Source organism: Variovorax sp. P1_G12 (genome assembly GCF_056405555.1).
In genome coordinates this window covers 165,123-187,402 of the sequence record NZ_JBFUBW010000001.1, presented here as the reverse complement: position 1 = coordinate 187,402, position 22,280 = coordinate 165,123, and the positions used below count along the sequence as shown (strand labels likewise).

At 67.3% G+C, this 22,280-nt stretch carries 23 protein-coding genes; 10 read left to right on the top strand and 13 right to left on the bottom strand.

Annotated features, from left to right (window positions below; genetic code table 11):
* Positions 1–7: 7 nt before the first annotated feature.
* Positions 8–1,588 carry a 3-hydroxyacyl-CoA dehydrogenase gene (locus tag AC1D2O_RS00950; RefSeq protein WP_478155978.1) on the bottom strand — a complete coding sequence of 527 codons (1,581 nt, stop codon included), beginning with the start codon at positions 1,586–1,588 and terminating at the stop codon, positions 8–10.
* Between the two features lie 89 nt (positions 1,589–1,677).
* Here AC1D2O_RS00950 and AC1D2O_RS00945 point away from each other — a divergent pair, with 89 nt between their 5' ends.
* On the top strand, positions 1,678–3,831 hold the full coding sequence (locus tag AC1D2O_RS00945; protein ID WP_478155976.1) for a hypothetical protein: 2,154 nt from the start codon (positions 1,678–1,680) through the stop codon (positions 3,829–3,831).
* Here AC1D2O_RS00945 and AC1D2O_RS00940 read toward each other — a convergent pair.
* The 4 genes from AC1D2O_RS00940 to lexA all read right to left on the bottom strand — a co-directional run bounded on the left by AC1D2O_RS00940 (position 3,821) and on the right by lexA (position 7,277).
* Positions 3,821–4,993: an MFS transporter gene (locus AC1D2O_RS00940; protein ID WP_478155975.1), complete on the bottom strand. Its 1,173-nt coding sequence runs from the start codon at positions 4,991–4,993 to the stop codon at positions 3,821–3,823. The two genes, AC1D2O_RS00945 and AC1D2O_RS00940, sit on opposite strands and share 11 nt — an antisense overlap.
* Positions 4,990–5,997, bottom strand: a complete 1,008-nt coding sequence (locus tag AC1D2O_RS00935; RefSeq protein WP_478093336.1) for a D-2-hydroxyacid dehydrogenase family protein — start codon at positions 5,995–5,997, stop codon at positions 4,990–4,992. Before AC1D2O_RS00935 ends, AC1D2O_RS00940 begins: the two co-directional genes overlap by 4 nt.
* A gap of 118 nt (positions 5,998–6,115) precedes the next feature.
* On the bottom strand, positions 6,116–6,454 hold the full coding sequence (locus AC1D2O_RS00930; protein ID WP_478093334.1) for a hypothetical protein: 339 nt from the start codon (positions 6,452–6,454) through the stop codon (positions 6,116–6,118).
* Between the two features lie 148 nt (positions 6,455–6,602).
* Complete coding sequence (gene lexA, locus AC1D2O_RS00925) at positions 6,603–7,277, bottom strand: transcriptional repressor LexA (RefSeq protein WP_478093332.1); 675 nt, start codon at positions 7,275–7,277, stop codon at positions 6,603–6,605.
* Between the two features lie 74 nt (positions 7,278–7,351).
* Here lexA and AC1D2O_RS00920 point away from each other — a divergent pair, with 74 nt between their 5' ends.
* From AC1D2O_RS00920 to AC1D2O_RS00910, 3 genes are read left to right on the top strand one after another with little or no spacing between them, the layout of a single operon-like run.
* A complete protein-coding gene (locus AC1D2O_RS00920) occupies positions 7,352–8,341 on the top strand; it encodes an asparaginase (RefSeq protein WP_478155973.1) in 990 nt (329 codons plus the stop codon).
* 4 nt (positions 8,342–8,345) lie between these two features.
* Positions 8,346–8,762 (top strand): hypothetical protein, encoded by a 417-nt coding sequence (locus AC1D2O_RS00915; protein ID WP_478094584.1) that lies wholly within the window; start codon positions 8,346–8,348, stop codon positions 8,760–8,762.
* Positions 8,763–8,780: 18 nt separating this feature from the next.
* Positions 8,781–9,254, top strand: a complete 474-nt coding sequence (locus AC1D2O_RS00910) for a DUF6152 family protein (protein WP_478094582.1) — start codon at positions 8,781–8,783, stop codon at positions 9,252–9,254.
* Here the strand turns inward: AC1D2O_RS00910 and adk are convergent, their stop codons facing one another.
* The 6 genes from adk to AC1D2O_RS00880 form a co-directional block, all read right to left on the bottom strand.
* The gene (gene adk / locus AC1D2O_RS00905) at positions 9,255–9,911 is read right to left on the bottom strand and encodes an adenylate kinase (protein ID WP_478155971.1); all 657 of its coding nucleotides are present in this window, start codon (positions 9,909–9,911) and stop codon (positions 9,255–9,257) included.
* Positions 9,912–10,032: 121 nt separating this feature from the next.
* Positions 10,033–10,803 (bottom strand): 3-deoxy-manno-octulosonate cytidylyltransferase, encoded by a 771-nt coding sequence (gene kdsB, locus AC1D2O_RS00900; RefSeq protein ID WP_478093541.1) that lies wholly within the window; start codon positions 10,801–10,803, stop codon positions 10,033–10,035.
* Positions 10,800–10,982, bottom strand: a complete 183-nt coding sequence (locus tag AC1D2O_RS00895; RefSeq protein ID WP_093107755.1) for a Trm112 family protein — start codon at positions 10,980–10,982, stop codon at positions 10,800–10,802. The genes kdsB and AC1D2O_RS00895 overlap by 4 nt, the downstream gene beginning before the upstream one ends.
* Positions 10,963–11,937 (bottom strand): tetraacyldisaccharide 4'-kinase, encoded by a 975-nt coding sequence (lpxK, locus tag AC1D2O_RS00890; RefSeq protein WP_478093543.1) that lies wholly within the window; start codon positions 11,935–11,937, stop codon positions 10,963–10,965. The genes AC1D2O_RS00895 and lpxK overlap by 20 nt, the downstream gene beginning before the upstream one ends.
* On the bottom strand, positions 11,938–12,363 hold the full coding sequence (locus tag AC1D2O_RS00885; protein ID WP_478156080.1) for an ExbD/TolR family protein: 426 nt from the start codon (positions 12,361–12,363) through the stop codon (positions 11,938–11,940).
* 2 nt (positions 12,364–12,365) lie between these two features.
* A complete protein-coding gene (locus tag AC1D2O_RS00880) occupies positions 12,366–12,998 on the bottom strand; it encodes a MotA/TolQ/ExbB proton channel family protein (RefSeq protein WP_478093544.1) in 633 nt (210 codons plus the stop codon).
* A 312-nt stretch (positions 12,999–13,310) separates the two neighbouring features.
* Here AC1D2O_RS00880 and xseA point away from each other — a divergent pair, with 312 nt between their 5' ends.
* Positions 13,311–14,588 carry an exodeoxyribonuclease VII large subunit gene (xseA, locus tag AC1D2O_RS00875; protein WP_478155970.1) on the top strand — a complete coding sequence of 426 codons (1,278 nt, stop codon included), beginning with the start codon at positions 13,311–13,313 and terminating at the stop codon, positions 14,586–14,588.
* A gap of 97 nt (positions 14,589–14,685) precedes the next feature.
* Entirely contained in the window at positions 14,686–15,267 is a 582-nt protein-coding gene (locus AC1D2O_RS00870) for a superoxide dismutase (protein ID WP_478089060.1), read from the top strand.
* Between the two features lie 70 nt (positions 15,268–15,337).
* On the opposite strand, the gene AC1D2O_RS00865 is transcribed toward AC1D2O_RS00870, so the two are convergent.
* Together AC1D2O_RS00865 and AC1D2O_RS00860 are read right to left on the bottom strand one after the other, a co-directional pair.
* Complete coding sequence (locus AC1D2O_RS00865) at positions 15,338–15,793, bottom strand: DUF192 domain-containing protein (protein WP_478089061.1); 456 nt, start codon at positions 15,791–15,793, stop codon at positions 15,338–15,340.
* 177 nt (positions 15,794–15,970) lie between these two features.
* Positions 15,971–16,318 (bottom strand): cell envelope biogenesis protein TolA, encoded by a 348-nt coding sequence (locus AC1D2O_RS00860; protein ID WP_478089062.1) that lies wholly within the window; start codon positions 16,316–16,318, stop codon positions 15,971–15,973.
* A 163-nt stretch (positions 16,319–16,481) separates the two neighbouring features.
* Between AC1D2O_RS00860 and icd the strand changes: the two genes are divergently transcribed.
* From icd to cls, 4 genes are all read left to right on the top strand, one after another.
* Positions 16,482–17,741: an NADP-dependent isocitrate dehydrogenase gene (gene icd / locus AC1D2O_RS00855; protein WP_478089063.1), complete on the top strand. Its 1,260-nt coding sequence runs from the start codon at positions 16,482–16,484 to the stop codon at positions 17,739–17,741.
* A 241-nt stretch (positions 17,742–17,982) separates the two neighbouring features.
* Complete coding sequence (clpS, locus tag AC1D2O_RS00850; protein WP_158724591.1) at positions 17,983–18,342, top strand: ATP-dependent Clp protease adapter ClpS; 360 nt, start codon at positions 17,983–17,985, stop codon at positions 18,340–18,342.
* A 67-nt stretch (positions 18,343–18,409) separates the two neighbouring features.
* Entirely contained in the window at positions 18,410–20,731 is a 2,322-nt protein-coding gene (gene clpA / locus AC1D2O_RS00845; protein ID WP_478089064.1) for an ATP-dependent Clp protease ATP-binding subunit ClpA, read from the top strand.
* 89 nt (positions 20,732–20,820) lie between these two features.
* On the top strand, positions 20,821–22,278 hold the full coding sequence (cls, locus tag AC1D2O_RS00840; protein WP_478155969.1) for a cardiolipin synthase: 1,458 nt from the start codon (positions 20,821–20,823) through the stop codon (positions 22,276–22,278).
* Positions 22,279–22,280 lie beyond the last annotated feature (2 nt).

Sequence of the window (22,280 nt, the reverse complement as noted above, 5' to 3'; positions counted from 1 at the left end):
GGTGTGCTTACTCTTCCTGGTGGGTGAGGCTCAGGCCGAGGGCGCCACGGCGGCGCAGCCACGGGCTCGGGCGATAGCGCGGATCGCCGTAGACGGTCTGCAGGTTGAACAGGACCTCGAGCATGTTGGTCGGACCATACAGGTCCCCCATGGCCAGCGGACCTTGCGGGTAGCCGAGGCCGAGCCGGACCGCGAGCTCGAGGTCGGCCGGCGAGCAGACGCCCTGCTGGCACATGTCGGAGGCGATGTTCACGATGGTCGCCACCACGCGCTGGGTGACGAAGCCGCCGCTGTCGCGGATCACGCTGACGGCCTTGCCGTCGCTGGCGAAGAGGGCATGCGCCGCGTCGCGCATGTCGCGCCGGGTGGCCGGATTGGTGGCCAGCACGCGGCGCCTGGTGGCTGCGTCGTCCACCATCAGGTCGATGCCGACCGTGCGGGTGGCGTCGAGCCGTTCCACCGCGGCCACCGTGGTGACGTCGAAGCCGAGCGGCGCGACCAGGATCAGCGCGGCGTCCGATGGCGTGGCGCCGCTCTCGAGCTGCGCGCCCAGCGCGTGCACCAGCCGCAGCAGTTCGGGGCGCCGGGCCGCGCGCGGCGAGACCCAGACCGGCGGCATCGCCCCGACCACCGGAACCGGCGGCTCGGGCGGCTTCTGTATTTCGCCATCGGGATAGCGATAAAAGCCCTCGCCCGACTTGCGGCCCAGCGCACCCGCGGCCAGCCGCTGCGCCGTGATGACGCTGGGCCGGAAGCGCGGCTCCTCGTAGTACTGGCGGTAGATCGATTCCATCACCGGATGCGAGACGTCGAGCGCGGTCAGGTCCAGCAGTTCGAAGGGGCCGAGCCTAAAGCCGGCCTGGTCGCGCAGGATGCGGTCGATGGTCGCGAAGTCGGCCACGCCTTCGCCGGCGATGCGCAGCGCCTCGGTGCCATAGCCGCGCCCCGCGTGGTTGACGATGAATCCGGGCGTGTCCTTGGCCTGCACCGCGCTGTGACCCATCTGCGTGGCATAGCCGGCCAACTGCCGGCAGACCTCGGGCTCGGTCTTGAAGCCGGCCACCACCTCGACTACCTTCATCAGCGGCACCGGATTGAAGAAGTGAAAACCGGCCATCCGCCCCGGCAGTTTCAGGGCTGTCGCGATCGCGGTGACCGACAGCGAGGAGGTGTTGGTGGCCAGCGTCGCCGCGGGCGAGACCACGGCTTCGAGTTCGCGGAACAGCTGGCGCTTGACTTCCAGGTCCTCGACCACGGCTTCGATGACCAGGTCGCAGCCGGCGAGCGCCTGCACCGATTCGACCGCCTGCACGCGGGCGGCGAGGGCGTCCCGGCCGTCGGCATCGAGCTTGCCTTTCTCGTGCTGCTTCTGCCACTGGGCGAGGATGGCGTCGCGTCCGCGGGCCGCGGCACCTTCGAAGCTGTCGAGCAGCAGGACCCGGCTTCCGGCCTGCGCCGCAATCTGGGCGATGCCTCGGCCCATGGCGCCGGCGCCGATGACGCCGATGTTGGAATAGTTCACAGTAGTCATTTGATAATTGTCTCTTGATGAATGATCCGCCCTGACCCTCGTGTCAGAATGTGTCAACTTTCGATTGCTATTCCCAGCTCATTTTGCAATTCCCACGCCGTGCGGCGAGCCTGCTCATTTTGAGCCTCGCTCTTGAATCCTCCGCCTTGACGATCGGTCGCCCTCAAGGGGCTGTCTGGATCGGCAAGCCGATGGACGTGGTGATTCCGCTTTCGCTCGACGCCGCGGAAGCCGGCGGCTCCCTGTGTCTCGAGGCCGAGATGCTGCAGGGCGACGCCGCGATCCCGGACCGGCGTGTGACTGTATCGCTCGAGCCGGGCTCGGCTGCTGGCGGCTCCCGAATGCGTGTTCGCTCCACCGGTCCGATCGAGGAACCCGTGGTCACGGTGAACGTGCGGGCCGGCTGCGATGTGAAATCCACGCGCAATTACGTGCTGCTGGCCGATGTGCCGGTCGGGGCCGTGACGCCAGCGGTGATGTCGCGCAGTCCGCAGAGCTTTTCCGACGCCGCTCCCGCGCCCACACAGCCGGCGCCACGGGCCCCCGCGCGCCGTGCCGCGGGGGAAGGCGGGTTGCCGGGATCCGACGGCGTCGGAGCGCCTGCCGTGCGGCGCAGCAGCCCATCGGCGCCGCGCGCGCAGTCCGCCGCCGCCGATGCGGCGCCGGCGCCGCGTCGTGCGCCTGCCACGGATGCCGTTCCCGCGCCGAGGCGAACCGCGGTGGTGCCGGTAGCCGCGGCTCCCGCGACCCCGCGCGCCGCACCCCCGGTGGCCGTTCCCGAGCCCAAGCGGCAGGCCGCTACAGGCGGGTCCCGGCTGCAGGTGGACGCCCGGGAGCCTGCGCCCGCGCTGAGCGGCAGCCTCAAGGCGACGCCCGAACTGAACCTGCCCGATGCCCCCGATCCGGTGCGCCGCGCGGCCGCGGCTGCGCTCTGGAGCGCGCTCGATCCCGCTGCCGCCGAGGAAGCGCAACGCGAGGCCAAGCGCACGAAGGACATGGATGCCACGCTGGCCGCGCTGCGCGAGCAGGCCGCACAAAACCAGCGGGCCCTGCTCGAACTGCGCGGCGAACTCGCCCAGGCGCGCGAGACCCGCTACGCCAATCCGCTGGTCTATGCCCTGGTTGCTCTGCTGCTGCTGGCGCTGATCGGCATGTTCATGCTGTGGCGCCTGGCGCGCCGGGCCACGGCGCCGGCCTGGTGGGGCGAGGCCGCGGCGGGAGCCGCCGATGCCGCGCGGCGACCGCAACCGCACGGCGGGCTGCTCGACGAAGACATGGACCTGGATTCGGACCCGCCGCGGGCCCGACGCGGGGCCCCTCCCAGGACCTTCGGCCCGACGCCTTTCGCGCCGCTCGAGAACGACGACCTCGACAGCGGCCCGCACGCGCCGCTGCCCCATCCGGCACAACTGGCGGAGGGTGCGCCGGTGCGACCGGTGAACACCGAAGAACTGTTCGACGTCCAGCAGCAGTCGGACTTCTTTCTCTCGCTGGGCCAGCACGACCAGGCCGTCGCCGTGCTGCGCGAGCACATTGCCGCCAATCCCGGCACCAGCGCGCTCGCCTATCTCGATCTGCTGCGGATCTTCCATTCGCTCGATCGCAAGGAGGACTACGCACGGCTGGCCGACGAATTCGAGCACGCCTTCAATGCCGATGTCCCGTCGTTCGAGCATTTCACCGAAGCCGGCAAGGGGCTGGAGCACTACCGCGGCACGCTGGCGCGCATCGAGGCCCTGTGGCCTGCGCCGGGCACGCTGGCCTTGATCGAGGAACTGGTGTTCCGCAAGCCCGGCAGCCATGATGACGGCGCCTTTGATCTGACGGCTTACCAGGAATTGCTGCTTCTGTATTCGGTGGCCAAGGAGGTGATCGACCCCGACAGCGCCTCGCCTGCCGCATTCGAACCCCATGCCTCCGCCGACGCCATCGCGCGCGATGGAGCGCCGACCGTGACCGCCCCGATCGAAGTCGAGGCCCCCCCGGCGGCCGTGAGAGGGGCGGTGCCGCCGCCCTCGATCTATGGTTCGATCGACCACGTCATGCACGACGACACCGTGCTGGATCCGGGTGTGCAGGTGCCGTCCGCGGCCCCTGCCGAGACGGCTCCGCCGTACCTCCGGCCCGATCTCGAGATGGACCTCGACGCCTTCGACAAGACCGCCTACGAGACCATGCCGGCGCCGATCGAGCCGCCGAAGCCGCCGGTGCCCTCCAGCGATCCTCACGTGATCGATTTCGACCTGTTCGATCCGAGCACCGAGGCGGAGATCGCTCCGCGGCCGATCATCAAGCGCTGAAAGCCGGCGTGCGGCGCTGCGCACGGTCCACCGCCACGCTCAGGGCGAGGGCGAGCAGCACGGTCGAGAGGCCGACCCAGTTCATCCAGGCGACGGCGTCGCGGGCCAGCAGCCAGCCGCCGGCAGCCGCGCCGACCGCCTGGCCGATGTAGATTCCGGAGCTGTTCAGCGCCACCGAGCCTGGCGCGAGCGCCGGCGACAGCGAGACCAGCCGCGCCTGCTGGGCCGAATTGGTGGCGAAGCAACCCAGGCCCCAAGGCATCAGGACCAGCGCCAGCGTCGCGAAGGTGATCGCCAGCGGCCACAGCAGCAGGCTCAACGCGATCAGCACGGTCGTGACCAGAACCATGCGCGGCGCACCGATCCGGTCGATGTAGCGGCTCACGACCATGTTGCCCACCAGCCCGCAGACGCCGAACCAGGCCCAAATGAGTCCCATCTGGGTCGCGTTGGCGCCCAGGCTCTGCCGAACGATCGGCGCAAAGTAGCTGAACAGCACGAACTGGCCCGCTCCCTGCAGCGCGGTCACCGAGACCACGCCCATCAGCAGCGGGCTCCTGAAGACGCGCCCCCAGGCTTCGCGTGACAGGGCGGCAGGGCGGATGCCCGAAGGCAACTTGAGCCAGACCCAGGCCGCACTGGCGATCGAAAGCACCGCGATCAGGCCGAACGCGGCTCGCCAGCCGAAATGGCCACCCACCAGCGCACCGATCGGAAGCCCCAGCACCGAGGCCATCGACCAGCCGAGAAAGACGAAAGTGACGGCGCGGCCACGTTGTTCGGGTGGCACCAGCAAGCCGGCGCAGGCGGCCGCCTGCGCGGTGAACACCGCGGGTGCGACGACGGTCAGCATGCGCACCAGCAGCAGCCCGCCGAAGCTCGGCATCAGCGTCGCCAGCAGGTGGCCGGCGGCATACCACAGCATGGTGCAGGCCAGCAGCAGGCGGCGGTCCCAGCCCGCAACCACGGCCGCCAGCAGCGGGGCGCCCAGGCACATCACGATCGCACCCGCGGTGATCAACTGGCCCGCCGTGGCCGCGCTGACCTGCAGGGACTGGCTCAATTCGTTGAGCGTGCCGGGCACCACCATCACGCCGGTGCCGATCACGAAATTGCCCGCCAGCAGGGCCCACAGGGCAGCCGGCAGGGCTGGCCGCTTCAACGGCGGACCTGCAGCGCGCCGGGGTTGACGATGTTGGTGGGGTTGCCCTTGATGAAGCTGACGACGTTGTCGAAAGCCTGGCCGAAGTACATCTCGTAGCTGTCCTGCTCGACGTAGCCGATGTGCGGCGTGCAGATGCAGTTCTCGAGCCGCAGCAGCGCATGGCCCTGCAGCGGCGGCTCGCTCTCGAAGACGTCGATCGCCGCCAGCCCGGGCCGGCCGCGGTTGAGTGCCGCCAGCAGCGCATCCTGCTCGACCAGTTCGGCGCGCGAGGTGTTGACGAACAATGCGGTCGGCTTCATGCGCGAGAGATCCTCGAGCGTGACCAGGCCCCGCGTCTCGTCGGTCAGCCGCAGATGCACCGACAGCACGTCGGCCGCGGCAAAGAAGGTCTCGCGGTCGGACGCGACCTGGAAGCCGTCGGAGCGTGCCTTGGCACAACTCTGTTCGCGGCCCCAGATCACGACCTGCATGCCGAATGCCTGGCCGTAGCGCGCCACCAACTGGCCGATGCGCCCGTAGCCCCAGATGCACAGCGTCTTGCCCTTGAGCACCGAGCCGAGACCGAAATTCGGTGGCATCGAGGCCGATTTGAGGCCCGCCTGCTGCCAGGCGCCATGTTTCAGGTTGCTGATGTACTGCGGCAGCCGGCGCATCGCGGCCATGATCAGGGCCCAGGTCAGTTCGGCCGGTGCCAGCGGCGAGCCCGAGCCCTCGGCCACGGCGATGCCCTGCTCGGTGCAGGCGTTGACGTCGACATGGCTGCCGACCCGGCCGGTCTGCGAGATCAGCTTGAGCTTGGGCAGCTTCTCGATCAGTTGCCTGGAGATCTGGGTGCGCTCGCGGATCAACACGATCACATCGGCGTCCTTCAGGCGCACCGAGAGTTGGCCAATGCCCTTGACCGTGTTGGTGTAGACCTTGGCCGCATAGGCGTCGAGCTTGGAGGCGCAGCTCAGCTTGCGCACCGCATCCTGATAGTCGTCGAGGATCACAATGTTCATGGCGTGCCATTGTGCCTCGCACGACCGGGATGCTGTGTCGGCGTATCTCGACTTGTCTGCTGCATCGGCCCGGATTGCCGGCGCCTGCTCGACGCCGGCATCCGCCTCGCGGGCGGGCTCAGTGCATGTGGGCCGGCCGGGGCGTGGCCTCGGCGGCCTCCAGCGCCACCAGGCGGTCGAGCTCCGCACACACATCCGCCATGCGGCCCGAGATCACCACACGACCGGCGGCCCGGCCCGGCTGTTGCGCGTCGACCGTCCGGACGACGCGCAGGGGGCGTGCCGGCGCACCTGCGGCCGCCGGAGCGCCCTGGCGAAGCCCGCAGCTGGGACGAACGCCGACGTAGCGCAGGCCCGATGACATCGTGCGGCCCGGACGGCGCCGTGGCATCCAGCGGTTGGCCAGCGACTGCAGCGGCGTCAGAAGATCAGCAATGCTGAGGAGAGCGATTCCCATGTGAACTCCAGAAAAATCAGAGGTTGAACACAGGCAGGATTGCTTTCATCGGCCTCGACAGGGTGATGGCTCTTCGCGCCATACGCCCGCCACCTGTTGCGGCCGGATCGGATGCGCATGCGTGACCGCAGGCGCGGAACTGGCCGGCTTACATCAGCATCGTGTTGCGGATCAGGCCGACCGCCAGGCCCTCGATTTCGAAGGGCTCGCCGGGCTGGACCACGATCGTGGGGTAGTCGGGGTTCTCGGCGTGCAGCTCGATGACCTGCTTGTTGCGCTTCAGGCGCTTGACCGTGACTTCGTCTCCCAGCCGCGCCACGACGATCTGGCCGTTGCGGGCTTCCTTGGTGGCCTGGACCGCCAGCAGGTCGCCGTCCATGATGCCGGCGTCGCGCATGGACATGCCACGCACCTTGAGCAGGTAGTCGGGTTGGCGCTGGAAGAGGGTGTTCTCGACGTAGTAGGTCTTGTCGACGTGTTCCTGGGCGAGGATCGGCGATCCGGCGGCGACGCGGCCGATCAGCGGCAATGCCAGCTGTGCCATGCCCGGCAGGGAGAGCGAGAACTGGTTGTTGCGGGATTCGTTGAGGGAGCGCAGTGCGTCGCCCTTGAGCCGGATGCCACGCGAGGTGCCGCTCACGAGCTCGATGACACCCTTGCGCGCCAGCGCCTGGAGATGCTCTTCGGCTGCGTTGGCCGACTTGAACCCGAGTTCGGCGGCGATCTCGGCCCGCGTGGGGGGCGCACCGGTGCGTGCGATGGCGCTCTGGATCAGATCCAGAATCTGCTGCTGGCGGGCTGTAAGCTTGACTGCGAACTGCATGGTGACTCCTGACGGGGTACTGGCTAAACGTCCAGTACCTGTATTTTTAACCAGTTTTGAAAAGTTGGCAAGCCATGGACCCCATCTCCCTGAACCGTGAGCGCCGCGTGATCGTCCTGGGCACCGGCGGCACCATCGCCGGGCGTGCCGGCACTGCGAGCGACAACATCGGCTACACCGCCGGCGAGGTCGGCGTCGCCGATCTGCTGCACGGCATCGACGCTCCTGCTGGCATCGGGCTCGAGGCCGAGCAGGTGTCGCAGGTCGACAGCAAGGACATGGGCGTCGCCATCTGGCGGACGCTGGCGCAGCGCTGCGCCCACTGGCTCGCAGAGCCGGATGTGGCGGGCATCGTCATCACGCACGGGACCGACACGCTGGAGGAAACCGCGTTCTTCCTCCAGTCGGTGCTGGCGCCTTCGAAGCCGGTGGTCCTGACCTGCGCGATGCGGCCGGCCAGCGCCCTTGCACCCGACGGACCACAGAACCTGCGCGATGCCATCGTCGTTGCCGCGACGCCGCAGGCGTGCGGCGTGGTCGCCGTCTGCGCGGGGACCGTTCACGGCGCCCTCGAGGTCCGGAAGGTCCATACCTACAGGCTCGATGCCTTCGATTCGGGCGATGCCGGCCCGCTGGCCTATGTCGAGGAAGGCACGGTGCGCCTGCTCAGGTGCTGGCCGGCAGGCGACCCGGCCGCCCGAGCCGTCTTCGATCGCATGGCGGGCGCGGCGACCTGGCCCCGCGTGGAGATCCTCGCGAGCCATGCCGAAGCGCGCGGCACCCTCGTCGATGCGCTGCTCGAGGAGCGCCGGCGCGGCGCCGTCGAGCCGGTGCAGGGGATCGTGCTGGCCGCGACCGGCAATGGCACGCTGCACCACGCGCTGGAAGCCGCGGCGCTTCGGGCGCAGGCCGAGGGCGTGGCGGTGGTGCGCGCGACGCGCTGCGCCGAAGGGCGGATCCTGCCGAGACCCGACCAGCGGCTGCGCGACGCCGGGGCGCTGAGTCCGGTCAAGGCGCGGATCGCGCTGATGCTCGAACTGCAGGCGGCCGGCCCGGCCGCCTGACCCCATGCTCGACGCGCTGCGCACGATCCCTTGGGCCTATCCGGCGCTCGAGGTCGCGCACATCGTCGGCATCGCGCTGCTCCTGGGCAATCTGGTGGCGCTCGAGGTTCGGGTGTTCGGCCGTGCGGCCGCCTTGCCGATCATGGGGCTGGCCAGGCTGTCGCTGACCATCGCGCTGACGGGCTTCGCGCTCGCGGCAGCCAGCGGATCTCTGATGTTCGCCACTCAGCCCGCAGAGCTGCTCGCCAACCGCGTGTTTCTGGTGAAGATGGGGCTGTTGCTCGTGGCCGGCTGCAACGCGCTGTGGTTCCACGGCCGCCGCTCGCTGGCGAAACTTGACTGGCTGGCGCGGGTACAGATGTTGTCGTCCACTGCGATCTGGCTGGCCGTCGTGTTCTGCGGCCGCTGGATCGCCTACTGAGCGAAAGGAGCCCCCTGCATGAAACGTCGCAGCCTGATGTTCGCCGTTGCAGCGCTGCCCGCAGCGATGCCGTTCGCCTGGGCCCACCACGGATGGAGCAGTTTCGACCAGGACCGGCCGCTCTACCTGGAAGGCAAGGTGGTGAGCGCGCGCTGGCAGAACCCGCACGCCGAGCTGGTGATCGAAGTACCGCCCGACCTCAAGACGCCCGGCGACCTGTCGAAACGCGAATTGCCGGCGCAGAGCGCCCCGGTCGACGGCCCCGGCCTGCTGGCGAAGGCCACGGTGCCGCGACGCAAGGACCGTCAGTGGGAACTCGAGCTGGCGCCGCTGACGCGGATGGAGGCCTGGAAGGTGCGCGAGATCCAGCCGGGGACCCCTGTCTCGGCTGTCGGTTTCGGCACCAAGGACGAGAAGGGCGACGCCGTGATGCGGGTCGAGTACCTGTTCGTCGACGGCAAGGCCTACGGGCTGCGTTCCAGCCCGGCCTGATCAGCTGATCAGGGCGGCGAGCGCGCGCTGAGTGATGTCGTCGACGCTGCCGACACCGCTGATCGCGCGGTATTTGGGCGCCGCGGCCGGGTCGGCCTTGGCCCAGTTCGAGTAGTAGTCGACCAGCGGACGCGTCTGCTGGCTGTAGACCTCGAGCCGCTTGCGCACGGTYTCTTCCTTGTCGTCCTCGCGCTGGATCAGGTCCTCGCCCGTGARGTCGTCCTTGCCCGCGGTCTTCGGCGGATTGAACTTCAGGTGGTAGGTGCGTCCCGACGCCGGRTGYGARCGGCGCCCGCTCATGCGTTCGATGATGTCGGAGAAGGGCACGTCGATCTCGAGCACGTAGTCGAGCTTGACGCCGGCCGCGCGCATGGCCTCGGCCTGCGGAATGGTGCGCGGGAAGCCGTCGAAGAGAAAGCCCTGGGCGCAGTCAGGCAGCGCGATGCGCTCCTTGACCAGGTTGATGATCAGGTCGTCGCTCACCAGCGCGCCCGATGCCATGACGGCCTGGGCCTGCAGCCCGAGCGGCGTGCCGGCCTTGACGGCGGCGCGCAGCATGTCGCCGGTCGAGATCTGGGGGATGCCGTACTTCTGGCAGATGAAGGCCGCCTGGGTGCCTTTCCCTGCCCCGGGGGCGCCCAACAAAATCAGTCTCATGGTGTCCTCGAAGGTTCTTGATTTCTGTCGCGCCACGGCGGCCACGAAGCGGCGCAAGGCGGAGTTGCTTCGAGGATAGCATGGGGTCCGGGGCCGACCCTGGACCACAGGCTGGAGGCTTCTAGGCGCCGAACAGGGCGCGCACTCGTGCCAGATCCTCGGGCGTGTCGATGCCCGGGCCGGGCGCATGCGCGCTGACATGCACGGCGATCCGGTGGCCATGCCACAGGGCGCGCAGCTGTTCCAGGGCTTCGATCGCCTCGATCGGCGCCGGTGGCAGGCTCGGGAAGCCGCGCACGAAGCCCGCGCGGTAGCCATAGATGCCGATGTGGCGCAGCGGCGCGGGTGCGCTTGGCAGTGGCGATGTCGGCCCGGTGCCGGCGAAGCCGTCGCGCCACCACGGGATCGGCGCGCGGCTGAAATAGAGCGCGTTCCCTTGGGCATCGAGCACGGTCTTGACCACGTTCGGATTGACGAAATCCTCGAGCGAGTCGATGGCGTGTGCCGCGGTGCTCATCGCGGCGCCGGGATGCGCCGCCAGCGCCTCGGCCACGGCGTCGATGAGGGCCGGTTCGATCAGGGGCTCGTCACCCTGCACATTGACGATGATGGCGTCGTCGGCCAGGCCGAGCTGCGTGCAGGCCTCGGCCAGGCGATCGGTGCCGCTCGCGTGATCGGTGCGCGTGAGGAGCGCCCGCACGCCGTGCGCACGGCAGGCGTCGACGATACGGGCATCGTCGGCTGCGACCACCACGCTGTCGGCGCCCGAACGCGCGGCCCGCTGGGCGACGCGCACCACCATCGGCAGGCCGGCGATGTCGGCCAGCGGCTTGTCGGGCAGCCGCGTCGATGCCAGCCGGGCTGGGATCAGGACGGTGAAGTCGGCGCTCAAAGCCCCAGCTCTTCGTCGGACAGCGTGCGCGCCTCGGTTTCGAGCAGTACCGGGATGCCGTCGCGCACGGGGTAGGCGAGGCGGGCGCTGCGCGAGGCGAGCTCTTGCTTCTCGGCGTTCCAGGTCAGCGGCCCCTTGGTCACGGGGCAGACGAGCAGTTCAAGCAGCTTGGTGTCCATCACGCGATGATAGCTTTGCGTCGAGCGCCGCGAAGAAGCCGGGCTCGGGTTCGAAGACCAGCGGCACGGCCAGCGCGGCGGGTGCCTTGCGCCACAGCTTCACGGCGTCCTTCTCGGTGCACAGCAGGACCTGGCCGGCGTCGCCGGGCGGGCTCCAATGGCGGAAGTCGTCATGGTCGGGCAGCGCAATGCAGGACGCCGGCACCAGGCCGCGCGCGCGCAGCATCTGGAAGAAGGCCTCGGGCTTGGCGATCGCCGCCACCGCGACCAGGCTGCGCCCGGCCAGGGAGGCCAGCGGCACCCGCGTGCCATCGCGCCGCAGCGCGTGATCCGCCAAAGTGCGCCGGGCCGTGAAACCGGCGAATGCCGGCCGTTCGCCGGTATGCAAGACGAAGTCGCAGCGGCGCGGCCACGGCTCCCGCAGCGGGCCGGCCGGCAGCAGCCAGCCGTTGCCGACGCCGCGGTCGTCGAAGACGCAGATCTCGATGTCCCGCGCCAGCGCCAGGTGTTGCAGGCCGTCGTCGCTCACGATCACCTGGGTCGCCGGGTGGCGCTCGAGCAGGGCGCGGGCGGCTTCGATGCGGCGCCGGGCGACGAAGACCGGCACCCCGGTCGAACGGCGGATCAGCGCAGGCTCGTCGCCGACCGCCGCCGGATCGCTGTCGTCCAGCACCTCGCGGCAGTCCTGCGTGGTCCGGCCGTAGCCGCGCGACACCACGCCGGCCCGGATGCCGCGCGCCTCCAGGTGCCGGACGATCGCCATCACCACCGGCGTCTTGCCGGAGCCGCCGGCGATCACGTTGCCGACGACGATCACCGGCACGCCGGCGCGCTCGACGCGCCGCAGGCCCAGCCGGTAGAGGGTTCTTCGGAGGGCGACCAGCGCGCCGTAGAGCAGCGACAGCGGCCACAACCCGCGCGCCAGAGCGCCGCGCCGCAGCCAGGCCTCCTGCAACTAGCGCCCCGCCTGCGCGGCCGATTGGGTGGCGAAGGTGATCTGCATCAGCCCGGCCCGGCGCGCTGCTTCCATCACGGTGATGACCGATTGGTGGGCGGCGCTGGCGTCGGCGCTGATGATCACGACATTGTCCCTGGCACCGCCGGCGGCGGCGGCCAGCGCGGCCGTCACGGTCTCGACGCTGCGGTCCGCCAGCACGGTCTTGTTGATCGAGAAGCGTCCATCGGCGGACACCGCGACGATCACCTCCTTCGGATAGTCGCGCTGGGCTTCGACGTCGGCCACCGGCAGGCGCAGTTGCATCTCGGTGAACTTGCTGTAGGTGGTCGAGAGCATCAGGAAGATCAGCACGACCAGCAGCACGTCGATGAACGGGATCAGGTTGATCTCGGGCTCGTCGCGCGAGCCGTGACGGAAATGCATCCTCATCGGCGCAGCGTGTCCAGGTGGCGGGCGAAGCGCTCGCCGGCCAGTTCGAGGTTCAGCAGGTATTCGTCGACCCGGCTGCGGAAGTAGCGCCAGAAGATCAAGGCCGGAATGGCGATGATGAGGCCGAAGGCCGTGTTGTAGAGCGCGATCGAGATCCCGTGCGCCAGTTGCGCCGGATTGCCGGAGCCCACGGCACCGTTGGCCGGGGACTGCGAGCCGAAGATCTCGATCATGCCGATCACGGTGCCGAGCAGCCCGAGCAGCGGCGCTGCCGAGGCAATGGTCGCGAGCGCGGGCAGATAGCGCTCGAGGCGGTGCGCCACCACGCGGCCGGCGGACTCCATCGAGACCCGCAGATCGTCTTCGCTCGCCAGCGGATTGACGTTGAGGGCGCGAAAGCCGGCGGCCAGCACTTCGCCGAGCCCGGAATTCTGTTCCAGCTTGGTCACGAGGTCGGGACCGGGGATCGAGGTGCGTGAGACGGTGATCGCTTCGTCGAGAAGCTTGGGCGGCAGGACCCTGGACGTCTTGAGACTGGTGAATCGTTCGATGACCAGCGCCATCCCGATCACCGAACAGGCGAGCAGCGGCCAGATCGGCCAACCCGCAGCAACTATGATGGAAAACAAGTATTCCTCCGGCCCATGGACTGCAAATGCGCGGCGATTATCTCCCGAGGCGGCGTGCCTTCACGAGGAGTTCTCGAGGCAGGCGCCGACGCACAGGATATGTGGATAACTTTGTGATTAACACGCGGAGCAACCTGTCCAAAGCCGCACGGGTCGGGCCTTTCCACAGATCGATTGAATTTTGAGCAGTACTTTTTTCTTTGAAATCAATGACTTGCACGGCAACCCGTGCCTGTTGTGCAGACGCCGCAACACCACAGCCCCCATCGGGCTGCCTTGTGGACGACTCAGGCCCGTGACACCGGAAAAAGCATGAATGAACGTGGGCAACCGCCCTCGTCCGGCGCGAGAGTCTGGGCCGTCGGCGCCTTGTGCCGGGCGGTCGCGGATGCGCTGGATGCGCGCTTCAACCCGGTCAGCGTGCGGGGGGAGATCTCGGGTTTCTCGCGCGCGGCCAGCGGCCACTGCTACTTCTCGCTGAAGGACGAGGCCGGCCAGTTGCGCTGCGCGATGTTCCGGCGCGCGGCCAGCCTGCTCGATTTCTCGCCGCGCGACGGCGACCAGGTCGAGGTGCGCGGGCGGCTCGCCGTGTACGAGCCGCGCGGCGATTTGCAGCTGGTGGTTGAAAGCCTGCGGCGTGCCGGGCAGGGCGCGTTGTTCGAACAGTTCATGCAGCGCAAGGCCCGGCTCGAGGCCGAAGGGCTGTTCGACCCGGCACGCAAGCGGGCGCTGCCGGCCCTGCCGCGCGCGATCGGGCTCGTCACCTCCCTCGGTGCGGCGGCGCTCCACGACGTCGTCACCGCATTGCGGCGCCGGGTGCCGCACATCCCCGTCGTGCTGGCGCCGGCGGCCGTGCAGGGGAACGGCGCGCCGTCAGAGCTCGTGCGTTCGCTGCAGTCGCTCTACGCACTGGAACCGAAGGTCGATGTCATCTTGCTGGTGCGCGGCGGCGGCTCGATCGAGGATCTGTGGGCCTTCAACGACGAGGCGTTGGCGCGCACGATCGTCCAGAGTCCGGTGCCCGTCGTCTGCGGTGTCGGCCACGAGACCGACTTCACGATCGCCGACTTCTGCGCCGACGTCCGGGCCCCGACCCCGACCGCCGCCGCCGAGCTCGTGTCCGCGCCGCGCGAGCTGTGGCTCGGCGCGCTCGATCTGATCGAAGAGCGGCTGCGGGAGGCCGTTGCGACGCGCGTCGATGCCTTGAGTCAGCGCCTCGACCTGGCGACCGGTCGGCTTGGACGCCCATCGACGCTGGTGGCACGCCAGCGCCTGGGCCTCGCCCACCAGGCCCAGCGCCTGCATTACGCCGTGCTCGCCAGGATGGACCGTCTCGCGCAGGCACGGCAGGCCTTGCAGGCGAGGGCGCCGCTGGGGCTGCGCACCACCATCGCCTGTCACCGCGAGCGGCTGGAGCGCGCGGCGCTGCGCCTGCAGTTGCTCGATCCCGCGCTGGTGCTGCAGCGCGGCTACGCCTGGCTCACCGATGCCGAGGGCCATGCGGTGACGAGTGCCGCCAGCCTGGCGCCCGGCGACGAGGTCAAGGCCCGGCTCGCCGACGGCACGGTCGACCTGAAAGTGATGCAATAGCGGCTGCAACAAGGACATCGCGGCGACGTCCGACGCCTTGCCCGCGAATCCTTCCTAGAATCTCCGATTCCCTCAACCAACCCGCGAGAAAAAAATCATGGAACACGTTCTTCCTCCCCTGCCGTACGCACTGGACGCGCTGGCGCCCGAGTATTCGAAGGAAACGATGGAGTACCACTACGGCAAGCACCACAACGCTTACGTCGTGAACCTGAACAACCTGCAGAAGGGCACCGAGTTCGAGAGCATGACGCTCGAGGACATCGTCAAGAAGTCCAGCGGCGGCATCTACAACAACGCAGCCCAGATCTGGAACCACACCTTCTTCTGGAACTGCATGAAGCCCGCGGGCGGCGGCGAGCCCACGGGCGCGCTGGCCAAGGCGATCGACGCCAAGTGGGGCAGCTACGCGGCGTTCAAGGAAGCCTTCGTGAAGTCGGCCGTGGGCAACTTCGGATCGGGCTGGACCTGGCTGGTGAAGAAGGCCGACGGTTCGGTCGACATCGTCAACACCGGCGCCGCCGGCACCCCGCTCACGACCGCCGACAAGGCACTGCTGACCGTGGACGTCTGGGAACACGCCTATTACATCGACTACCGCAACCTGCGCCCCAAGTTCGTCGAGACCTTCCTCGCGAAGCTGGTGAACTGGGACTTCGTGGCCAAGAACTTCGGCTGATCCGACTCCCGGTTCCCCGACAACGAAAAGCCGGCCCGAGGGTCGGCTTTTTCATGGGTCGGACGATCGCTCAGCGCGGGCGGGTGAACAGCTCGCCGCCGAGCTTGGCGCCAGCCTTGATGTTCTTCTTCGCGAACCAACCCTGGTTCATCTCGAGCACGTAGCGCACCGGTTCCTTCGAGCAGTGCGATTCCTCGCTCATCGGCTGCATGTCGACCAGGTTCACGATGCGGCCATCGTCGGCGACGAAGGCCGCGGTCAGCGGCAGCAGCGTGTTCTTCATCCAGAAACACTGGGTGGCCGGCTGCTCGAACACGAAAACCATGCCTTCGGCCTGTGGCATTTCCTTGCGGAACATGAGCCCGATCTCGCGCTGCCGCGGCGTCTGGGCAACCTGGGCGTCGATCTGGTACATCCCGGCGGTGATCCGGACCCTTTGCAGCTGGCTTTGCGCTTCCTGGGCATGCGCCGCAGATGCGGTGAAAGAAACTGATAGCGCGAGAAGACTGAAAAAACGCAGGAACATGGTCGACTTTCGGGACGGCAGCGCAAACAAGAATGCCCGCAGAGGCGGGCAGATTCGTTGAAAGCAAAGCTTACCTCGAATTTGGTGGGATTTTCCCCAATGAGGTTGGGCAGACTATTCGCCCGGACAAAAAAAGGCGCTCCGAAGAGCGCCTTATTTGAATTCGGATTATTCCGATTACTGGGGCGTGCCGCCTTGCGGGTTCATCTTGCGGACGCTGCCGTCCTTGTTGCGGCGGCGATCGTCGCGGGTGGCGGTGCGGTTTTGCGCGGCTGCAGTCGACTTGTTCTGAGTCAGGCCGCCGCTGCCTTCCGCGGTGTTCGCGGTGTCGCCACCTTGGGGACGCACTTGACCTTGCGGCTTGTCGGCGCGACGCTCTTGGGCGCGCTGCTGAGACTTGGTGTCAGTCTGGGGGGCGGCTTCTTGCGAGGTGCCTTGGGCGTATGCACCAGCTGCGAACAGGCCGGCCATCATGACTGCGAGAACTTTGCTCATTACGGATTCCTCAATGGAAATGGATTTCAAAACGCCTCCCGGCCAGCAGAAGGTCTGTCAACAACGAAACCAACACGGCCATGGTTGACAGTTCCCTCGGGCTCCTCCGGTTGCGTCTAAAATTCTAAAGCTAATCAGGCGGCTGGAATCTCCAAGTCTTCCAGTCTTCATCCCATCCGGAGTCCTCGTCCTCATGTCCAGCTATCAGCACATCAAAGTCCCGGCCGCAGGCCAGAAGATCACGGTCAATGCCGACAATTCGCTCAATGTGCCGGATCAGCCGATCATCCCGTTCATCGAGGGCGACGGCACCGGACTGGACATCACGCCCGTGATGCTCAAGGTGGTCGATGCGGCCGTGGCCAAGGCCTACGCCGGCAAGAAGAAGATCCACTGGATGGAGGTCTACGCGGGCGAGAAGTCGACCAAGGTCTATGGCCCGGATGTCTGGCTGCCCGAGGAAACGCTGCACGCGGTGCGTGACTACGTGGTGTCGATCAAGGGCCCGCTGACCACCCCGGTGGGCGGCGGCATCCGTTCGCTCAACGTCGCGCTGCGTCAGGAACTCGACCTCTACGTCTGCCTGCGCCCGATCCAGTATTTCGACGGCGTGCCCAGCCCGGTCAAGGAGCCGCACAAGACCAACATGGTGATCTTCCGCGAGAACTCGGAAGACATCTACGCCGGCATCGAATTCGAGGCCGAGAGCGACAAGGCGAAGAAGCTCATCAAGATCCTGCAGGACGAATTCGGCGTCAAGAAGATCCGCTTCCCGAACACCTCCGGCATCGGCATCAAGCCGGTGTCGCGCGAAGGCACCGAGCGCCTGGTGCGCAAGGCGATCCAGTACGCGATCGACAACGACAAGCCCAGTGTCACGATCGTGCACAAGGGCAACATCATGAAGTTCACCGAAGGCGGTTTCCGCGACTGGGCCTATGGCCTGGCGGCCAAGGAATTCGGCGCCGAACTGGTCGACGGCGGGCCCTGGATGAAGTTCAAGAGCCCGAAATCGGGCAAGGAAATCACCGTCAAGGATTCGATTGCTGATGCATTCCTGCAACAGATTCTTCTGCGCCCGGCCGAATACAGCGTGATCGCGACCCTCAACCTGAACGGCGACTACGTTTCGGACGCGCTGGCGGCCCAGGTCGGCGGCATCGGCATCGCCCCCGGCGCCAACCTCAGCGACACGGTCGCGATGTTCGAGGCCACCCACGGCACCGCGCCCAAGTACGCCGGCAAGGACTACGTGAACCCGGGTTCCGAGATCCTCTCGGCCGAAATGATGCTGCGCCATATGGGCTGGACCGAAGCGGCCGACCTGATCATCAGCTCGATGGAAAAGTCGATCGCCAGCAAGAAGGTCACCTACGACTTCGCGCGGCTGATGGAGGGCGCCACCCAGGTCAGCTGCTCGGGCTTTGGCCAGGTCATGATCGACAACATGTAAAAAGGGCGCTGGCGCGTCCGTGACGGACGCCCCGACCCCCCAAGCCCCGGGCCGACAGGTGCCGGGGCTTTTTCTTGGGCAGGAAAAGCCCTGGGCCAGCGGTTGTTTTGCCGCCGGGGCATGCTGCTTGCATGAGGCCGAGGCGCAGATCCGACCGCATTCGACTTGAATGTCACAAACCCGCCACCAGTTGTGCCACAACGGCGAGTGCAACCCGCGGCGGCTCTATAAAATGAATTTCATGGCTACCAGAATCCCTTCGACCCCCAAGACGCCGCCGGCCGTGAAGCCGAGGCGGGACGATGGCGATGCGGTCGTGCTCGAGCGGCGACCGCAGAAGACCGCGCCGCCCCAGATGTTCCAGGTCGTCATGCTCAACGACGACTACACGCCGATGGAGTTCGTGATCGTCGTGATCCAGGAGTTCTTCAACAAGGACCGGGAAACCGCGACCCAGATCATGCTCAAGATCCACCTCGATGGCCGGGGTGTCTGCGGGGTGTATTCCCGCGACATGGCGGCCACCAAGGTCAATCAGGTGATGGAAGCGGCCCACCAGGCCGGGCATCCACTGCAATGCGTCAGCGAACCGGTCGAGTGAACCTGTTGATTTAGGCGCGCTCCAACCCATCTGACAAATTATTTACAGCAAGGCAAAAGGAAATCACATGATTGCCCAGGAACTGGAAGTCAGCCTGCACATGGCTTTTGTAGAAGCCAGGCAGCAGCGCCACGAGTTCATCACGGTGGAGCACCTGCTGCTCGCTTTGCTGGACAACCCGAGCGCAGCAGAGGTTCTGCGCGCCTGCTCGGCCAACGTCGACGACCTGCGGGCGTCGCTCACCAACTTCATCAAGGACAACACGCCCCAGGTGGCGGGTACCGACGATGTCGACACCCAGCCGACGCTGGGTTTCCAGCGCGTGATCCAGCGCGCCATCATGCACGTGCAGTCCACCGGCAACGGCAAGAAGGAAGTCACCGGCGCCAACGTGCTGGTGGCGATCTTCGGCGAGAAGGACTCGCACGCGGTCTACTACCTGCACCAGCAGGGCGTGACGCGCCTCGACGTCGTGAACTTCATCGCCCACGGCATCAAGAAGAGCGATCCGCCGGAAGCCGCCAAGGGCAGCAGCGACGCCTCCTCGGGTGAAGGTGAGGACGGTGGCGGCGAGAAGAACGAGAAGTCGTCCCCGCTCGAGCAGTTCACGCAGAACCTGAACCAGCTCGCCAAGGAAGGCAAGATCGATCCGCTGATCGGCCGCGAGTACGAGGTCGAGCGCGTGATCCAGATCCTGTGCCGCCGGCGCAAGAACAACCCGCTGCTAGTGGGCGAGGCCGGCGTCGGCAAGACCGCGATCGCCGAGGGCCTGGCCTGGCGCATCACGCAGAACGACGTGCCGGAGATCCTGGCCGAATCGAACGTGTACTCGCTCGACATGGGCGCGCTGCTGGCCGGCACCAAGTACCGCGGTGACTTCGAACAGCGGCTCAAGGGCGTCCTGAAGTCGCTCAAGGACAAGCCGAACGCGATCCTGTTCATCGACGAGATCCACACGCTGATCGGTGCCGGCGCCGCCTCGGGCGGCACGCTGGACGCGTCCAACCTGCTCAAGCCGGCGCTCTCGAGCGGCCAGCTCAAGTGCATCGGCGCGACCACCTTCACCGAGTACCGCGGCATCTTCGAGAAGGATGCGGCCCTGTCGCGTCGCTTCCAGAAGGTCGACGTGGTCGAGCCGACCGTGCAGGAAACGGTCGACATTCTCAAGGGCCTGAAGTCGCGCTTCGAGGAACACCATGGCGTGAAGTACGGCGTGGCCGCGCTGCAGGCCGCCGCCGAGCTCAGCGCCAAGTACATCAACGACCGTCATCTGCCCGACAAGGCGATCGACGTGATCGATGAAGCCGGTGCCGCCCAGCGCATCCTGCCCGCGAACAAGCGCAAGAAGACCATCAGCAAGACCGAGGTCGAGGAAATCGTCGCCAAGATCGCGCGCATTCCCCCGGCCAACGTCTCGAACGACGACCGCGGCAAGCTGCAGACCATCGAGCGCGACCTCAAGAGCGTGGTGTTCGGCCAGGACAAGGCGCTCGAGGTGCTGGCTTCGGCCGTCAAGATGGCGCGTTCGGGCCTGGGCCGGGAAGACAAGCCGATCGGCTCGTTCCTGTTCAGCGGCCCCACGGGCGTCGGCAAGACCGAAGCGGCCAAGCAGCTCGCCTACATCATGGGCATCGAGCTGATCCGCTTCGACATGTCGGAGTACATGGAGCGCCATGCGGTGAGCCGGCTGATCGGCGCGCCTCCGGGCTACGTCGGTTTCGACCAGGGCGGTCTCCTGACCGAGGCCATCACGAAGAAGCCGCACGCGGTGCTCCTGCTCGACGAGATCGAGAAGGCGCACCCGGACATCTTCAACGTGCTGCTGCAGGTCATGGACCACGGCACCCTGACGGACAACAACGGACGCAAGGCCGACTTCCGCAACGTGATCATCGTGATGACCACCAATGCGGGCGCCGAGACCATGAACAAGGCGACCATCGGCTTCACCAACGCGCGCCAGGCGGGCGACGAGATGGCCGACATCAAGCGCCTGTTCACGCCGGAGTTCCGCAACCGCCTGGACGCGACCGTGAGCTTCAAGGCGCTCGACGAGCAGATCATCCTGCGCGTGGTGGACAAGTTCCTGCTGCAGCTCGAGACCCAGCTGGCCGAGAAGAAGGTCGACGTCACCTTCACCGACACCTTGCGCAAGCATCTGGCGAAGAAGGGCTTCGATCCGCTGATGGGGGCCCGCCCGATGCAGCGCCTGATCCAGGACACCATCCGTCGTGCCTTGGCCGACGAGCTGCTGTTCGGACGCCTGCAGGAGGGTGGCCGCCTGACCGTCGACCTCGACGACAAGGAAGAAGTGCAGCTCGACATCCAGCCGCTGGCCAAGAAGGAAGGCCGGGCCAAGCCCGAAGCCGAAGAGGCGGCGACAGGTTGAGCATCTTCCGCCGTCTTGGCGGAATCGTCCGATCAGAAGGCCGGTAGCATTGCTACCGGCCTTTGTCGTTTTACTCATCACCTTTCGCCTTGATCCTCCCCGAGCTCAGCCAGGAATGGAAGACCGGCCTCTCCCTTGCATGGAGCGGCTATATCGCAGTGCTTTCCGTCTGGATCGTGATGCAGAAGCGCGCTCCGGTGTCGACGATGAGCTGGATCCTGTCGCTCGCGCTGCTGCCGTTCGCGGGCTTCCTCATCTATTACTTCCTCGGTCCGCAGCGGCTCAAGAAGCAGCGCCTGAAGCGGTTGCGCGGCCGGGCCGGTGCGCTCGCTCCCGCCGACGTGGCGATGCTGCGCGACGCGAGAAAAGAGGCGCCGCCCGCCCTGCGGCAGATGGCCGCGCTGGGGCTGGCGGCCTGCGGCCTGCCGGTGTCGAGCGCGACCTCGGCCGAGCTGCTCTCGGGGGGCGCGCGCACCTTCGACGCGATCTTCGAAGCGATCCGCCAGGCGCGCGACCACGTCCACCTCGAGTACTACATCTTCGAGCCCGACCAGATCGGCACCGCACTGCGCGACCTGCTGATCGAGCGTGCGCAGCAGGGCGTCACGGTGCGGCTGCTGCTCGACGCGCTCGGTTCCAAGCGGATCGGCCGCACGTTCATGGCGCCGATGCATGCGGCCGGCATCCATGTCGCGCTGTTCCATGAGACCCGCATCGGCCGGCGCCTGCGCCCGGTGACCAACTACCGCACCCACCGCAAGATCGTCGTCTGCGATGGCCGCGTGGGCTTCACGGGCGGCGTGAACATCACCGACGCGGAAGATTCGCGCACCCGTGCCGATGCCTACCATGACGTGCACCTGCGCCTCGAAGGCAGCGCGGTGCGCTGGCTGCAGACCACCTTCCTCGAGGACTGGACCTACGCGACCGGCGAGGACCCCCGCCTGACGAATTCGGACCTGCTCCATCTGCTGCCGCGCCTGCCGCCGCACGAGGCCGCCGGCGAGATCCCGGTGCAGATCATCACCAGCGGGCCCGACAGCGCGCTCGAGGCCATCCATCGGATGCACCTCGCGGCGATCCAGTCGTCGTCGTACCGCGCCTGGCTCACGACGCCGTATTTCGTGCCGGGCGAGCCGGCCATGATGGCGCTCACCAGCGCGGCCCTGCGCGGCGTCGACGTGCGGCTGCTGGTGCCGCGGCGCAGCGATTCGCTGATCGTGAGCGCGGCGGCGCGCTCGTACTACGACGAACTGATCGCGGCCGGCGTCAAGGTCTGGGAATACAAGGCGCGAATGCTGCACTCCAAGACGCTGGTGGTCGACGACAACTGCGCGATGATCGGCACCGCGAATTTCGACAACCGCAGCTTCCGGCTCAACTTCGAGGTCTGCGCCGTGATCTATGGCACAACGCTCGCGAAGCCCCTGATCGCCCAGTTCGAAACCGATCTGCGCAGTGCCTCGCCGGTGCGGGCCAACCGGCGCCAGCCTTTCCCGCGCCGCCTGGGCGACTCGATCGCTCGCCTCTTTTCCCCCTTGCTTTGACC